General features: G+C 59.7%; 15 protein-coding genes. All 15 read right to left on the bottom strand.

Annotated elements, in window-relative coordinates; genetic code table 11:
* Positions 1-2 precede the first annotated feature (2 nt).
* Positions 3-1,565 (bottom strand): NADH-quinone oxidoreductase subunit M, encoded by a 1,563-nt coding sequence (locus tag HTT03_RS13215; protein WP_174860236.1) that lies wholly within the window; start codon positions 1,563-1,565, stop codon positions 3-5.
* A complete protein-coding gene (nuoL, locus tag HTT03_RS13210) occupies positions 1,565-3,685 on the bottom strand; it encodes an NADH-quinone oxidoreductase subunit L (protein ID WP_174860235.1) in 2,121 nt (706 codons plus the stop codon). Before nuoL ends, HTT03_RS13215 begins: the two co-directional genes overlap by 1 nt.
* A gap of 4 nt (positions 3,686-3,689) precedes the next feature.
* A complete protein-coding gene (nuoK, locus tag HTT03_RS13205) occupies positions 3,690-3,995 on the bottom strand; it encodes an NADH-quinone oxidoreductase subunit NuoK (RefSeq protein ID WP_007119508.1) in 306 nt (101 codons plus the stop codon).
* Between the two features lie 255 nt (positions 3,996-4,250).
* Positions 4,251-4,853 (bottom strand): NADH-quinone oxidoreductase subunit J, encoded by a 603-nt coding sequence (locus HTT03_RS13200; protein ID WP_067268146.1) that lies wholly within the window; start codon positions 4,851-4,853, stop codon positions 4,251-4,253.
* Positions 4,850-5,266: a carboxymuconolactone decarboxylase family protein gene (locus HTT03_RS13195; RefSeq protein ID WP_174860234.1), complete on the bottom strand. Its 417-nt coding sequence runs from the start codon at positions 5,264-5,266 to the stop codon at positions 4,850-4,852. The genes HTT03_RS13200 and HTT03_RS13195 overlap by 4 nt, the downstream gene beginning before the upstream one ends.
* Positions 5,263-5,757 carry an NADH-quinone oxidoreductase subunit NuoI gene (gene nuoI, locus HTT03_RS13190; RefSeq protein ID WP_067263454.1) on the bottom strand — a complete coding sequence of 165 codons (495 nt, stop codon included), beginning with the start codon at positions 5,755-5,757 and terminating at the stop codon, positions 5,263-5,265. Before nuoI ends, HTT03_RS13195 begins: the two co-directional genes overlap by 4 nt.
* A 1-nt stretch (position 5,758) precedes the next feature.
* On the bottom strand, positions 5,759-6,799 hold the full coding sequence (nuoH, locus tag HTT03_RS13185) for an NADH-quinone oxidoreductase subunit NuoH (protein WP_093926560.1): 1,041 nt from the start codon (positions 6,797-6,799) through the stop codon (positions 5,759-5,761).
* Positions 6,800-6,805: 6 nt separating this feature from the next.
* Complete coding sequence (locus HTT03_RS13180) at positions 6,806-7,177, bottom strand: hypothetical protein (protein ID WP_174860354.1); 372 nt, start codon at positions 7,175-7,177, stop codon at positions 6,806-6,808.
* Positions 7,178-7,185: 8 nt separating this feature from the next.
* Entirely contained in the window at positions 7,186-9,201 is a 2,016-nt protein-coding gene (nuoG, locus tag HTT03_RS13175; protein ID WP_174860233.1) for an NADH-quinone oxidoreductase subunit NuoG, read from the bottom strand.
* Positions 9,202-9,205: 4 nt separating this feature from the next.
* Positions 9,206-9,616, bottom strand: a complete 411-nt coding sequence (locus HTT03_RS13170) for a DUF5333 domain-containing protein (RefSeq protein ID WP_174860232.1) — start codon at positions 9,614-9,616, stop codon at positions 9,206-9,208.
* A gap of 120 nt (positions 9,617-9,736) precedes the next feature.
* The gene (locus HTT03_RS13165; protein WP_174860231.1) at positions 9,737-10,063 is read right to left on the bottom strand and encodes a hypothetical protein; all 327 of its coding nucleotides are present in this window, start codon (positions 10,061-10,063) and stop codon (positions 9,737-9,739) included.
* A 139-nt stretch (positions 10,064-10,202) separates the two neighbouring features.
* Entirely contained in the window at positions 10,203-11,498 is a 1,296-nt protein-coding gene (gene nuoF, locus HTT03_RS13160; protein ID WP_174860230.1) for an NADH-quinone oxidoreductase subunit NuoF, read from the bottom strand.
* 5 nt (positions 11,499-11,503) lie between these two features.
* Entirely contained in the window at positions 11,504-11,737 is a 234-nt protein-coding gene (locus tag HTT03_RS13155; RefSeq protein ID WP_174860229.1) for a DUF5337 domain-containing protein, read from the bottom strand.
* A gap of 17 nt (positions 11,738-11,754) precedes the next feature.
* Positions 11,755-12,732: an NADH-quinone oxidoreductase subunit E gene (locus HTT03_RS18745; protein ID WP_246253495.1), complete on the bottom strand. Its 978-nt coding sequence runs from the start codon at positions 12,730-12,732 to the stop codon at positions 11,755-11,757.
* Between the two features lie 78 nt (positions 12,733-12,810).
* Positions 12,811-13,962 carry an NADH-quinone oxidoreductase subunit E gene (locus tag HTT03_RS13145; protein ID WP_174860228.1) on the bottom strand — a complete coding sequence of 384 codons (1,152 nt, stop codon included), beginning with the start codon at positions 13,960-13,962 and terminating at the stop codon, positions 12,811-12,813.
* Between the last annotated feature and the right edge of the window lie 55 nt (positions 13,963-14,017).

The following is a 14,017-nucleotide window of genomic DNA, read 5'->3' as shown; positions in this document are numbered from 1 at the left end:
TCTTAATGCGAGGCATCGGCGGTCTGCACAGCGGTGTCAGCCGCCTCCAGCGCCATGTCGTAATTTTCAACAAGAGCAGCCACCGAAGGCCCGATCATATCCAGCACCAGCGCCGGATAGACGCCCAAGATCAGGGTCATCGCCACCAGAGGGGCAAGGATCCATTTCTCACGCGCGGTCATATCGTTGATTGCCTTGAGGCTTTCCTTGATCAGATCGCCCATCACCACCCGGCGGTAAAGCCACAGCGCATAGGCCGCCGAGAAGATCACCCCGGTGGTCGCCACGGCTGCCACCCAAGTGTTCACCTGGAAAGTCGCCATCAGCGTCAGGAATTCACCGACGAACCCCGAAGTCCCCGGCAAGCCCACGTTGGCCATGGTGAAGAACATGAACACCAGCGCATAGGCGGGCATCCGGTTCACCAGACCGCCATAGGCGTCGATGTCGCGGGTGTGCATCCGGTCATAGATTACGCCCACAATCAAAAAGAGCGCACCGGAGATGAAACCGTGAGAGACCATCTGGAAAATCGCCCCATCAACCCCCTGCTGGTTCGCAGCAAAGATGCCCATGGTGACGAAACCCATATGCGCAACCGAGGAATAGGCGATCAGCTTTTTCATGTCCTGCTGCACCAGCGCCACGAGCGAGGTGTAGACAATCGCAATGGCCGACATCCAGAGGATTAGAGGCGTCATTACCTCAGCCCCTACCGGAAACATCGGTAAGGAGAACCGCAGAAAGCCGTAGCCCCCCATTTTCAGCAGGATCGCCGCAAGCACGACAGAACCGGCGGTCGGCGCCTGAACGTGTGCGTCGGGCAGCCATGTGTGGACGGGCCACATCGGCATCTTAACCGCGAAGCTGGCGAAAAAGGCGAGGAACATGAGCGTTTGCATCCCGCCGATGATCTGAATGCCGAGCAGTTCGAAATCATCCGACGCAAAGTTATGCGTGAGCAAGCTGATCTCGCAGCCGCCGATACAGGTGGTGCCTGCTTCGGTAAACATCGCGACCATCGCCACCAGCATCAGCACCGAGCCGAGGAAGGTATAGAGGAAGAACTTGAAGCTCGCGTAGATGCGCTCTTTGCCGCCCCAGATGCCGATGATCAGGAACATGGGGATCAGACCCGCTTCAAAGAACAGGTAAAACAGCACCAGATCCAGCGCCATGAAGACGCCAAGCATCAGCGTTTCCAGCAGCAGGAAGGCGATCATGTATTCTTTGACGCGGTGCTCAACATTCCAGCTCGCGGCAATGACCAGCGGCATCATAAAGGTGGTGAGCATCACGAAGAGGATTGAGATACCGTCAACACCAAGCCGGTACTTCAGGCCCAAGAGCCAGTCGGCCTCATCCACGAACTGAAAGTCGGTGTTGTTTGGGTCGAACTCGAACAACACAAAGAGCGAGATCACAAAGGTGACCGTCGTGGTGATAAAGGCCAGCCATTTGGCATTGCGCCCGGCGGCAGCATCGTCCCCGCGCAGGAAGACCGCGAGGATTAGCGCGGCAAAGGCCGGAACGAAGGTGATAATTGAGAGCAGATGCGTGTCCATCAGTTCGCTCCTCCGCTCATCGTCATCCATGTCACCAGCACCGCGATGCCGATCACCATGGCAAAGGCATAGGTGAAGACGTAGCCAGACTGGGCCTTACCGGCGAGCCGGGTGAAGAAGGGGATGATCCCCATGGCGACGCCGTTCAGCGTGCCGTCGATCACATTGCCATCGCCGCGCTTCCACAGGAACCGGCCGAGCGATTTGGCGGGACGCACGAAAATCACGTCGTAGACCTCATCAAAGTACCATTTGTTTTTCAGGAAAAGGTAAAGCGGACGCTGGTTGGCCGCCAAACGGCCCGGCACGGTCGGGCTCCAGATATAGAACCACAGCGCCATGACCAAACCTGAGAGCATCGCGATAAAGGGCGAAACCTTGACCCAGACCGGTGCGGCATGGGCGTCATCCAACACGTGGTTGTCAGGCCCGATGTAAAGCGCCCCCTCACCCGGCTGACCACCAAAGCTCGCGTGATGCGTGCCGGCATCCTGATGCCCTTCGACCAAAGCCTCGGCACCGTCGTCCCCGTCAACCGGACCGGTGGCACCGTGGTCGTCCTCAACATGGGCATCGCCAGCGGCCACTTCGGCCATTGGGATGCCATAGAACTCACCCACTTCGTCGGCATGGCCAAAGAAGCTGCCGTACCAGATCATCCCGGCAAAGACCGAACCGAGCGCCAAGACGCCAAGCGGGATCAGCATAACCATCGGGCTTTCATGGGCATGGGCGTGGGTTTTCTTATTGCCGCGAGGTTTGCCAAAGAAGGTCAGGAAGATCAGGCGCCAGCTGTAGAAGCTCGTCATCGCAGCAGCGATTACCAGCAGCCAGAAGCCATACATGGACCCACCACCCCAAGCGCTTTCGATAATCGCGTCTTTCGACAGGAAGCCCGCAAAACCGATATGCGTGAGCGGGATACCGACACCGGTGATCGCCAGCGTGCCGATCATCATCGCCCAGAAAGTATAGGGGATCTTTTTGCGCAGACCACCGTAGTTGGTCATGTCCTGCTCATGGTGCATCGCATGGATGACCGAGCCCGCGCCCAAGAAGAGCATCGCCTTAAAGAACGCGTGGGTAAACAGGTGGAACATCGCCGCCGAATACATGCCAACGCCGGCCGCCACGAACATATAGCCGAGCTGCGACATGGTCGAATAGGCGATCACGCGTTTGATGTCCGTCTGCACCAGACCAATGGTCGCCGCGACAAAGGCCGTGGTGGCACCGATCACGGTAACAAAGGCCATCGCCTCGGGCGCGAATTCCATCACCGGCGACATGCGGCAGACAAGGAAGACACCCGCCGTCACCATGGTTGCGGCGTGGATCAGCGCCGACACAGGCGTCGGGCCTTCCATCGCGTCGGGCAGCCATGTGTGCAGGAAAAGCTGCGCCGATTTACCCATCGCGCCGACGAACAGCAGGAAGGCAATGAGGTTCGCCGCGTTCCAATCGTTCCACAGGAAGGTGACCGACTGCTCGGCCAGATCAGGTGCCGCTGCAAAGATGTCGTCGAAGCGGATCGAATCCGTCAGCATGTAAAGGCCGAAGATGCCCAAGAGGAAAGCAAAGTCCCCGACCCGGTTGACGATAAAGGCCTTCATCGCCGCCGCATTCGCGCTCGGCTTGCGGAAGTAGAAACCGATCAGCAGGTAGGAGGCGACACCCACGCCTTCCCAGCCAAAGAACATCTGCACAAGGTTGTCCGCTGTCACCAGCATCAACATCGCGAAGGTAAAGAAGGACAGATAGGCGAAGAACCGAGGGCGATAACTCTCGTTATCGCGGAAGTTCTCGTCATTGGCCATGTAGCCGAAGCTATAAAGGTGCACGAGGCTCGACACCGTGGTGATCACGATCAGCATGATCGCGGTCAGACGGTCCATGCGGATTGCCCAATCGGTGCTGAGCGTACCGCTTTCAATAAAGCGCAGGATCTGGATCTGCTCGGTCGGACCGTCCAGCGTCAGAAACACCACCCAAGACAGGAAGGCGGCGAGGAACAGCAGACCTGTGGCGATCCACTGGGCGGCTTTCTCACCGATCAGCTTCCAGCCAAAACCGCAGAGGATGGCACCCAACAGTGGGGCGAATAGGATCGTGGTTTCCATTGCCTCAGCCCTTCATCACGTTGACATCTTCCACCGCGATCGAGCCACGGTTGCGGAAGAAACAGACCAGAATGGCGAGGCCAATGGCGGCCTCGGCGGCGGCGACGGTGAGCACGAAGAGGGTGAAGACCTGCCCCGTCAGATCACCAAGGAAACTGGAGAAGGCAACGAGGTTAATGTTCACCGCGAGCAGCATCAATTCGATGCTCATCAGCAAAATGATCACGTTCTTGCGGTTCAGGAAAAGCCCGAAGATGCCGATGACGAACAGCGTTGCCGCTACCGTCAGGTAATGCTCAAGTCCGATCATGTCGTCCCTTACGTTCCCGCCCCTTGATGGGCTTTGGTCGCGCCCCATTATCAGGGGCTTTTAGTATCACTTGCCCCCGGCTGCCACCGGAGGATTAAGTCTTAGCCCATGAAGCTGTAGCCGCCGAAGACGACGATCAACACCACCACAAGCACTACGATTGTTGTTCTAGACATCACGCCGTCTCCTTCTATTTCGCCAACCCGTTTTCATTCAAAGAAAACGGTCGCGGAATTTTTTAAAAAACTCCGCCTCTTACAACCCCTGCCCCGATTTTACATCGCGCAGTTCCATCGCCTTGGCCGGGTCACGCATCATCTGCGCCACCACGTCTTGGCGCTTCACGTCCTTACGGTGACGCAGTGTCAGCACAATCGCCCCGATCATCGCGACCAGCAGGATCAGACCGGCCAGTTGGAAAAGCAGGAAGTAACGATCATAAAGCAGCAGGCCGAGCGCTTCGGTGTTGAACCGCGCCGGGTCAATCGCATTGGCCCGCAGGCTCTCTGCCGCAGCGCTTTGCTCCCATGCGCCAAAGGCCATGACGAACTGCATCAAGATCACCAGCCCGATCAACAAGGCCAGCGGCATGTAGCGCGCCATCTCGGCCTTTAACTCGGCGAAGTCCACGTCGAGCATCATGACAACGAAGAGGAACAGAACCGCCACCGCGCCGACGTAAACGATGACCAACAGCATCGCCACGAACTCTGCGCCCAGCAGAACGAAGAGCCCTGCCGCCGACAGGAACGACAGGATCAGCCAAAGCACCGAATGCACCGGGTTGCGGCTGATCACCGTGAACAGGCCGCCGGTGATGACGCTGATCGCGAAGAGGTAAAATGAAAAGACCGTCATGCGCCGTCTTCCTTCTTGGTGTCTTTGTTCTCGTCCAGCACCGCTTGCGCCAGTTCCAGCGCCCGGGTCATCGCCGGGATACCGGCAAAGGCCGACATCTGGCCGATGGTCTCGACGATATGTTGCTTCGTGGCCCCCGCTTCGAGCGCGTGACGTACCGTCTGGCGGACCGCCATGTCGTTTTGCGCGCCCTGCATGGTCAAACCGGCCAGCGTCAGCAGCAACCGGGTGCGTGCGTCCAGCCCGCCCTTGTTAACCGTGTCGCCAAACCAGAAATCCATCATTTCTTTGGGCATCGTCCCCATCAACGCCTCAAACCCCTTGGGCGAAAAGGCATCCATCGCCGGAAAGGCTTTCGCCATTTCCTGCGCCTGTTTCATCATCGCATCAAAGGGGTTCTTGGGATCAGTCATCGGTAGGGCGCATCCATTTCGAGGTTACGCGCGATCTCGGCTTCCCAGCGTTCGCCGTTGTCCAGCAGTTTCGCCTTGTCGTAGTAAAGCTCTTCGCGGGTCTCGGTCGAGAATTCGAAGTTCGGGCCTTCGACAATCGCATCCACCGGGCAGGCTTCCTGGCAGAAACCGCAGTAGATGCATTTGGTCATGTCGATGTCATAGCGCGTGGTGCGGCGACTGCCGTCTTCGCGTGCTTCGGCGTCGATGGTGATCGCCTGAGCGGGGCAGATCGCTTCGCACAGCTTACAGGCAATGCAGCGTTCCTCACCGTTGGGATAGCGCCGCAGCGCGTGCTCCCCACGGAAACGAGGCGACAGCGGCCCCTTTTCATGCGGGTAGTTCAGCGTGGTTTTCGGCGCAAAGAAATAGCGCATCCCCAGCATGAACGCCTTAGCGTAGTCCGCCAGCAGGAAATATTTCGCGGCGCGGGTGTAGTCAGTCGCAGCCATATCAGCCCCCTACGGTCCAGCGGGCGTAGATGCCCCAGAACCAATCGAATTTTGCAGCAAATGCCACGAAGACCACCCAGAAGAGCGAGAAGGGAAGGAAGACTTTCCACCCCAGCCGCATCAGCTGGTCATAGCGGTAGCGCGGCGTGATTGCCTTCACCATGGCGAACATGAAGAAGACCATCAGCATCTTGATGAACATCCAGAAGAAGCCATCGGGCAGGAACGGCACCGGCGACAGCCAGCCACCGAAGAACATCAGCGACACCAATGCGCACATCAGCACCACGGCGACCAACTCACCGATCATGAAGAGCAGGAACGGCGTTGAGGAATATTCCACCTGATAGCCCGCCACCAGTTCCGATTCCGCTTCCGGCAGGTCAAACGGTGGGCGGTTGGTTTCCGCCAGTGCCGAGATGAAGAACAGGATCAGCATTGGGAAATGCGGCAGGAAGTACCAGTTGAACAGGCCCCAGTCACCATCCTGTGCTGCCACGATGGACGAGAAGTTCATCGACCCAGTCGAGAGGATCACGCCGATGATGATCAGGCCGATCGAGACCTCATAAGAAATCATCTGCGCGGCAGAGCGCAGCGAGCCAAGGAAAGGATATTTCGAGTTCGACGCCCAACCGCCCATGATCACGCCGTAAACCTCCAAAGAGGAGACGGCGAAAACATAAAGGATGGCGACGTTAATGTCCGACAGGATCCAGCCTTCGTTAAAGGGGATCACCGCCCAAGCGATCATCGCCATGACAAAAGAAATCATCGGCGCGAGGAAGAAGACCCCCTTGTCAGCACCCGCAGGCACCACCACTTCTTTGACGATATACTTGAGGAAGTCCGCAAAGCTCTGCAGCAGGCCAAAGACGCCCACAACGTTGGGGCCACGGCGCATCATCACGGCGGCCCAGATCTTGCGGTCGGCATACATGAGGAAGGCCAGCGCCAGCAAAAGCGGCACCACCAGCAGCAACACCTGCCCGACCGTCAGCAGACCGATGCCCAGATAGGTGTTGTAAAAGAAATCAGCCATAAGTCCTCACACCGTCGGAATGCCGCGTTCCGCGCATTGAAACGCGGTCACTTCAGCATCAATTGTCTTCAAGCCTTTCGGCAGGCTCGGCGAGATCGTGTAAACAGCATCTGCCCGCCATATGCCACCCTCTTCGGTCACATTTGTCCGCACATGACGCGCAAAACCATAGCCCCGGATCAGCGTATATTGCGCCGCAGCGCATTCGGCATAGTCCGACACGTCCTGCGCCGAAAGCGCCTTGGTCATTGCTACGTTGAATTGCACCAAATCACCGTCCAAAAGCTGGGTTTCTACCCCCTTGTAGTCAGGGATGAAATCCTTGGCCACTGGCACCTGCGGGTCGCAGGCGGCCAGTAGCATCAAGGGGGCCAGCATCATGGTTCTCACTCCGCCGCCATTGGTTCGGCCCGGCGGGCGGCGGCCAGCGCCGACAGTTCCGCCATCAACTGGCTGGCCCGCGCGATCGGGTTCGACAGGTAGAAGTCGCGCACCGCAGGGGCAAAGGAGGCATCGCCCAGTTTCCCTGCAGGCAGCGCGTTCCACTTGTTTTCCGGCACCTCATCAATATTCGCCAGATGGGGCACGGCCTCGGTCAGCTTGCGGCGCAACTCAGCAATGGAATCATAGCCCAACTGCGCGCCCATCTCGGCCGAGAGCGCCCGGAGAATCGCCCAGTTTTCCTTGGCCTGCCCTGGTGCGAAACCAGCGCGGAGCGCCAGTTGCGGGCGACCTTCGGTGTTGACGAACAGACCCGGCTCTTCGGTATAGGCGGCACCCGGCAGGATAATGTCGGCACGGTGCGCGCCCCGGTCGCCGTGGCTGCCTTGGTAGATCACAAAGGGGCCTTCGCCGATCTCGATCTCATCCGCGCCGAGGTTGTAGATCACCTCTGCCGCGTTCACGTCGTCCATGCCGTTCTCAGCCGTGGCACCAATGTCCATCGCCCCAACGCGCGAGGCGGCAGTATGCAGAACCATCAGCTTGCTCTTGGTCTTCTCGGCCAGTTCCATTGCCTTCGCCAGAACTGCCGCGCCATCGGCTTCGCGCAGCGCACCTTGGCCGACGACGATGACCGAAGGCTGTTCCAACACTTCGTCAAAGTCACTGTTCATCAGCTTGTCGAGCGTGGCGCGGTCATTGCCCAGATGGTGATGCGGGTAAGTCAGGTCCGCCGCTTCGCCAATCAGGCCAATCTCAGCGCCCTTGCTCCAAGCCTTGCGGATCCGCGCATTCAACACCGGCGCTTCGACTGCCGGGTTACAGCCGATCAGCTGGACCATCTTGGCGTCATCGAGGTCCTCAATCCGAGCATTACCGACATAGCCAAAACGGTTGCCCGCCGGCAGCTTCGCCCCATCTGTGCGACATTCGACAACACCGCCCTGCCCTTCGATCAACTGCTTGAGCGCAAAGGCAGCCTCAACCGGCGCCAGATCACCTATGAGACCGGCGAGTTTCTTGCCTTTCATTGCCGCGGCAGCCGCGTTCAGCGCCTCGGGCCAGCTCGCTTTGCGCAGCTTGCCGTTTTCGCGGATGTAGGGCGTGTCCAAACGCTGGCGGCGCAACCCGTCCCAGACGAAACGGGTCTTGTCGGAAATCCACTCTTCGTTCACTCCATCATGGTTGCGCGGCAGGAAGCGCATGACTTCGCGACCCTTGGTATCCACGCGGATGTTGGAGCCGAGCGCATCCATCACGTCGATGCTCTCGGTCTTGCTGAGTTCCCACGGACGCGCGGTAAAGGCGTAAGGCTTGGAGACCAACGCACCGACAGGGCAGAGGTCAATGATGTTGCCCGACAGGTTGCTGTCGATCAACGCGCCGAGATAGGTCGTGATCTCGGCATCCTCGCCCCGGCCTGTCTGCCCCATGACATGCTGCCCCGCGACCTCGGTGGTGAAGCGCACGCAGCGGGTGCAGGAGATGCAACGCGTCATATGGGTCTCGATCAAGGGACCGAGATCCAAATCTTCCGTGGCCCGCTTTGGCTCGCGGTAGCGCGAGAAGTCGACGCCATAAGCCATTGCCTGATCCTGAAGATCACACTCACCGCCCTGATCGCAGATCGGGCAATCAAGCGGGTGGTTGATCAGCAGGAACTCCATCACGCCTTCGCGGGCCTTTTTGACCATGGGCGAGTTGGTTTTCACCACCGGCGGCTGGCCTTCCGGCCCGGGGCGCAGGTCGCGGACCTGCATGGCGCAGGAGGCGGCGGGCTTGGGCGGCCCGCCGACGACTTCCACAAGACACATGCGGCAGTTACCGGCAATCGACAGACGCTCATGATAACAGAAACGCGGCACCTCGATGCCCACTTGCTCGCAGGCCTGAATGAGCGTCATCGCCCCTTCGACTTCGACTTCTTTACCGTCGATGATGATCTTGCGGATATCGCTCATAAGCTCACTTTGCCTTCAGTAACGAACCGATCCGGCTCGATTTTTGAATCTCTTCGCGTCCAAGCGCACAATAGCTTTGCGGGTCCGAAGTATCGACCCCCCTAGCCTTGAAAAACGCGGCCCCGCGCGCTTTCATCCGTGCTTTTTCAGCGTCACTGTCGATATAGGCGTCGATCTCGGCATCGGTGTAGCCCAGATTGCCCGCCTTGGCCTTAAGATCCCACGCCATCTTGACCGCGCGTAGCATCCGCGCGCTGATCGTGGGGCAATTCTTGCGGATAATATCGGCCACGCCGATGTCCAACAGCGCATCGTCAATCGCGGCCACTTCACGCAGCGGCGGTTTGGCGGCGGCTGGGGTCACGGTGGCGGCGGTCAGGCTCAGGCCGATCACGGCGATCATCAGGGTGCGCATATCAATACTCCTTCATGCAGCGGGCCGGAACGGCCCGTCTGACAGATGAAGATCGGAGGCCGTGATATTCAATATCACCGCCCCCAAGGGCCGTAGCCCCGCGATATGTCGCCGATGCGATCACTGCGGACAGCGCCCCTGAAAGGTCAGCGCACCGCCATCCAGCCGCAGTGCGCCTGCGGGCGCATCGGGGCCAATGGTCCAATCGATGTCGGAACTGCCATAGGTGCCGACGCAGTATTTAACTGCCTCGTACCGTGCCGCCGCGCGCGCGCCATCAAGGGATTTTCCAGCGTCCTTAACCGTCACTTGAAAGACGTCTCGCTGCCCATCCACTTTGCGCAGTTTGGTGTTGAAATACTGCCCGTCAAAGGCCACGCGATCACTGTCATTCGCACAGCCCGCCAGCAGGGTGCTGACCGTCAGAACCGTCAAAGCATATTTCATAAACCTACTCCGCTGCGCTTAATGCCCGGTCTTGCCGACCATCCCCGCGCCTGTTGTGGAACGGACGCGCCAAACGCGCGCCCGCTATCGCCGCTCCTGCGCCAAGCGTCAAGCCACCGGCCCGCCGCCCCGCACAGTTTCACTCCGCCGCAACCGCGCTGACACGGCCCGTGCGCTTGTGTTTGATGCGGTCTTCGATCTCATCTCGGAAGTGGCGGATCAGACCTTGGATCGGCCAAGCCGCCGCATCGCCAAGCGCGCAGATCGTGTGACCCTCGACCTGTTTTGTCACATCAAGCAGCATGTCGATCTCTTCGGGTTCCGCGTCGCCCGACACCAGACGGTCCATCACCCGCATCATCCAGCCGGTGCCTTCGCGGCAGGGCGTACACTGGCCGCAACTTTCGTGTTTGTAGAACTTAGACAACCGCCAGATCGCTTTGATCACATCGGTGGAGTTGTCCATCACGATCACCGCCGCCGTACCAAGGCCGGACCGCTGCTCGCGCAGGTAATCGAAATCCATGATCGCATCGCGCATGTCTTTGCCGGGGATCAACGGCACCGAAGAGCCACCGGGGATCACGGCCTTGAGGTTATCCCAGCCACCCCGAATGCCGCCACAATGGGTTTCGATCAGCTCTTCGAACGAGATGCTCATCGCCTCTTCGACGACGCAGGGGTTGTTCACGTGACCTGAGATCGCAAAAAGCTTGGTGCCGGCGTTATTCGCACGGCCAAAGCTCGCGAACCACTCCGGCCCACGGCGCAAGATGGTGGGCACCACGGCGATGGATTCGACGTTGTTCACTGTGGTCGGGCAACCATAAAGACCCGCGCCCGCCGGGAATGGCGGCTTCATCCGCGGCATGCCCTTCTTGCCTTCCAGGCTTTCCAGCAGCGCGGTTTCTTCACCACAGATGTAAGCGCCCGCGCCGTGGTGCAGATAGATGTCAAAATCCCAACCGGATTTGGAGGCGTTCTTGCCAACCAACCCGGCCTCATAGGCTTCATCAATCGCGGCCTGGAGCGCTTCACGTTCGCGGATATATTCGCCACGCAGGTAGATATAGCAGGTGTGTGCATTCATTGCGAAAGACGCAATCAGGCAGCCTTCGATCAGCGTGTGCGGATCGTGACGCATGATCTCGCGGTCTTTACAGGTGCCGGGCTCGGATTCGTCCGCGTTGACCACCAGATAGGACGGACGGCCATCGCTTTCCTTGGGCATGAAGGACCACTTCAGCCCCGTCGGGAAGCCCGCCCCGCCCCGGCCACGCAGGCCCGATGCCTTCATCTGGTCCACGATCCAATCGCGGCCCTTTTCGATGATCCCGGCAGTCCCATCCCAATGGCCGCGCGACTGCGCGCCTTTCAGGGTGCGGTCATGCATGCCGTAGATATTGGTAAAAATGCGGTCTTTGTCCTGAAGCATGATGCCTACCTTTGGTTCTCACGGCTGGCCCGGCGGGCCTGCCACATTTGATAAATCACGACCATCGCCCAGATCAACGCAGCGAGGGCAGCAAAGTCGAAGAGCAACGCGTAACGTCCCGGCAGCCCCATCGCGGGGGCCGCCCATTGCAAGAGCACCCATAGGGTCATGGTCACGGCAATGACCAGCCCTGCGGTGCGCCCCTTGCGGGCAAGCGCTTTGTCGTCGGCTTCGCTCATTGGTCTAGGCCACCCCGTCAGCTCTGGGATTCGCTGGTATCGGCAAGCGTTTTGGCCTGCCCAACCCAGTTATCCCGTTCGATCCGGCCCTTAAAGCGCAGGCGGGAGTCGACCCATGCGATTTCTTGATCAGTCAGCCCGGCCAGTTGGTCGAAGTGATAGATGCCAAGCTCATTCAGCGTCTGCTCCATCTTCGGGCCAATGCCGCCGATACGCTTGAGGTCATCCGCACCCTCGGGGCGCGGCGCGTCGAGGAGCGCGGGTTTTTCTTCTGTGGCCGCGCCACCCTCACCGCTGCTTACGGCTTGAGGCGCGGGCGTAACGATCGGTGCGTCATCGGCAAGCGCGTCGTCCGCCGTATCCTCAAGCGAAGCGGTGGCGGCGTGATGCACATCTTGTTCCGGCAAAGACGTGGGCGTTACCTCAGCCCGATCCGTATCTGACTTATCCTCGGCGGCAGCGCCCTCGGGCACGTTAACCGGTTGGGCAGCGGCATCGGTTCGACCTTCTACAGCTGCCGTATCCGCGATTGGAGCCTTTGGCGCAACATGCGCAGGCTCTGGCTCAGGCGCCGGCTCAGGGTCCGCAACAGTCGCTGTATCAGCAATGGGCGCGGCTGCCACAGTGTCTTCACCCTCTTCCGCATCAGCCGGTCTCGGCCCACTGGCCCGTTCCGCCGCACCGATTCCAGCATCCCCGGCTGGGACGGTGCCTGTGGCAGAGGATACGCTGCCCGACGCGGTTGGCGCCGCCGCAACAGATGCCGCCGCGGCACTGCGTGTGTTGTCTTGCGGCGCGTTCACTGGCGCGTCCTTGCACAGGAAAGTCATCAGAAGATAACCCGCGATCACGGCCACCAATGCGCCGATCACGATAGACTTGATCAGCCCAGCATCGCCGACAACCAGCATCAAAAAAGCCACCAGCACGCCGATGCCACCGCCTGTGTACCAGCTGCGCTTGGTACAGGCCTCCCGTTCCGAAATCTGCGTCATGACTGTCTTCTCCCCCTTATTGCGGGCGATGCGGCTGGTTCGTGGCGCCGTATATGGCTGCCCGTTGCGATTACTCCGTTATTTCTTGGCGAGGCTCCCGGCTTGCTCAACCCAATTGTCCCGGCTGACCCGGCCTTTGAACCCTTCGAGGTTCTGATCCACCCAAGCAACCTCTTCGGGCCCCCATGCGGCGATCTGGTCGAAATGGTAAAAGCCCATATTGTTCAACATCTGCTCCAGCTTCGGCCCGACGCCTTTGATCTTTTTCAGATCATCAGCCCCGCCCTCGCGCGGTCCGTCCAACTGAGCGGGCTTCGTGCCCGGCGTGCTGGGCGCGGTCGCCTCGGCCGCGGCAGCATCGGCGGTTTCACCTTTCGGGTCACGTTTGGATTGCGGTTTGCTCTTGGAAACCGCCTCGGCTTCCTGCTCTGACACGCCCGTCTTATCGGCAGGCTCGCCCTCGGCAGGGCGCGGCTCTTCTGCTTCGACCTTTTCGACAGGCTCAGGCTGTGGCGCATCTGGCTGGTTCTGCCAAGGGGTCAGCAGCGGCACCTCGGTACCATCGATCCGCTTTACCGTGTCACCAATATCGACAGCACGCTGCACGCTGGCGTTATACTGGGTGCGGCCACTTTCGTGGTCGGTCAGGCTGGTCAACCCGCTCAAGGGCTCCGAGGCATAACGCCCGTTCTGAGGGCCGGGGACCGGCACATTCCCGGCGTCAAGTTCATCCAAGATCGCGTTCAGCCGTTCGGCGGTCAGGTCTTCGTAATAGTCCTTGCCGATCTGCGCCATGGGCGCGTTCGAACACGCGCCAAGACATTCGACTTCTTCCCAAGAAAAACGGCCATCGGCGGAAAGCTCATGGGGACGCGGCGCGATACGTTCCTTGCAGACCGCAACCAAATCCTCGGCCCCGCAGATCATGCAGGAGGTCGTGCCGCAAATCTGAATATTTGCCACGGAACCAACAGGTTGCAGCTGGAACATAAAGTAGAATGTCGCCACTTCCAGCCCGCGGATATAGGCCATGCCCAGCATCTCGGAAACATGCTCAATCGCCGGACGGGTCAACCAGCCCTCTTGCTCCTGCGCACGCCACAGCAGCGGAATGATCGCGCTGGCCTGACGGCCTTCGGGGTATTTGGTAATCTGCGCTTCGGCCCATTCTTGGTTGGCGGGCGTGAAGGCAAAAGTCTCAGGCTGGTCAGGGTGTAGACGGCGGAGCATTAGTTCGAACCTATGGTCAGGCGGAGGCGAAATGCGCCCCCGGCGTAAGTATTCC

It is taken from the genome of Sulfitobacter maritimus (genome assembly GCF_013346665.1).
GTDB classification, from domain to species: domain Bacteria; phylum Pseudomonadota; class Alphaproteobacteria; order Rhodobacterales; family Rhodobacteraceae; genus Sulfitobacter; species Sulfitobacter maritimus.
The sequence above is the reverse complement of the archived record's forward strand: the minus strand, read 5'-3'. Positions and strand labels throughout refer to the sequence as shown.

What these genes read in the sequence shown, in the direction of transcription:
- HTT03_RS13200 (WP_067268146.1), bottom strand. Translation starts at nt 4,853, where the DNA reads ATGACGGTCTTTTCATTTTACCTCTTCGCGATCAGCGTCATCACCGGC.
- nuoK (WP_007119508.1), bottom strand. Translation starts at nt 3,995, where the DNA reads ATGATCGGACTTGAGCATTACCTGACGGTAGCGGCAACGCTGTTCGTC.
- HTT03_RS13180 (WP_174860354.1), bottom strand. Translation starts at nt 7,177, where the DNA reads ATGCTGGCCCCCTTGATGCTACTGGCCGCCTGCGACCCGCAGGTGCCA.
- nuoL (WP_174860235.1), bottom strand. Translation starts at nt 3,685, where the DNA reads ATGGAAACCACGATCCTATTCGCCCCACTGTTGGGTGCCATCCTCTGC.
- HTT03_RS13215 (WP_174860236.1), bottom strand. Translation starts at nt 1,565, where the DNA reads ATGGACACGCATCTGCTCTCAATTATCACCTTCGTTCCGGCCTTTGCC.
- HTT03_RS13170 (WP_174860232.1), bottom strand. Translation starts at nt 9,616, where the DNA reads ATGCGCACCCTGATGATCGCCGTGATCGGCCTGAGCCTGACCGCCGCC.
- HTT03_RS13145 (WP_174860228.1), bottom strand. Translation starts at nt 13,962, where the DNA reads ATGCTCCGCCGTCTACACCCTGACCAGCCTGAGACTTTTGCCTTCACG.
- nuoH (WP_093926560.1), bottom strand. Translation starts at nt 6,799, where the DNA reads ATGGCTGATTTCTTTTACAACACCTATCTGGGCATCGGTCTGCTGACG.
- HTT03_RS13165 (WP_174860231.1), bottom strand. Translation starts at nt 10,063, where the DNA reads ATGAAATATGCTTTGACGGTTCTGACGGTCAGCACCCTGCTGGCGGGC.
- nuoF (WP_174860230.1), bottom strand. Translation starts at nt 11,498, where the DNA reads ATGCTTCAGGACAAAGACCGCATTTTTACCAATATCTACGGCATGCAT.
- nuoG (WP_174860233.1), bottom strand. Translation starts at nt 9,201, where the DNA reads ATGAGCGATATCCGCAAGATCATCATCGACGGTAAAGAAGTCGAAGTC.
- HTT03_RS18745 (WP_246253495.1), bottom strand. Translation starts at nt 12,732, where the DNA reads ATGACGCAGATTTCGGAACGGGAGGCCTGTACCAAGCGCAGCTGGTAC.
- HTT03_RS13195 (WP_174860234.1), bottom strand. Translation starts at nt 5,266, where the DNA reads ATGACTGATCCCAAGAACCCCTTTGATGCGATGATGAAACAGGCGCAG.
- HTT03_RS13155 (WP_174860229.1), bottom strand. Translation starts at nt 11,737, where the DNA reads ATGAGCGAAGCCGACGACAAAGCGCTTGCCCGCAAGGGGCGCACCGCA.
- nuoI (WP_067263454.1), bottom strand. Translation starts at nt 5,757, where the DNA reads ATGGCTGCGACTGACTACACCCGCGCCGCGAAATATTTCCTGCTGGCG.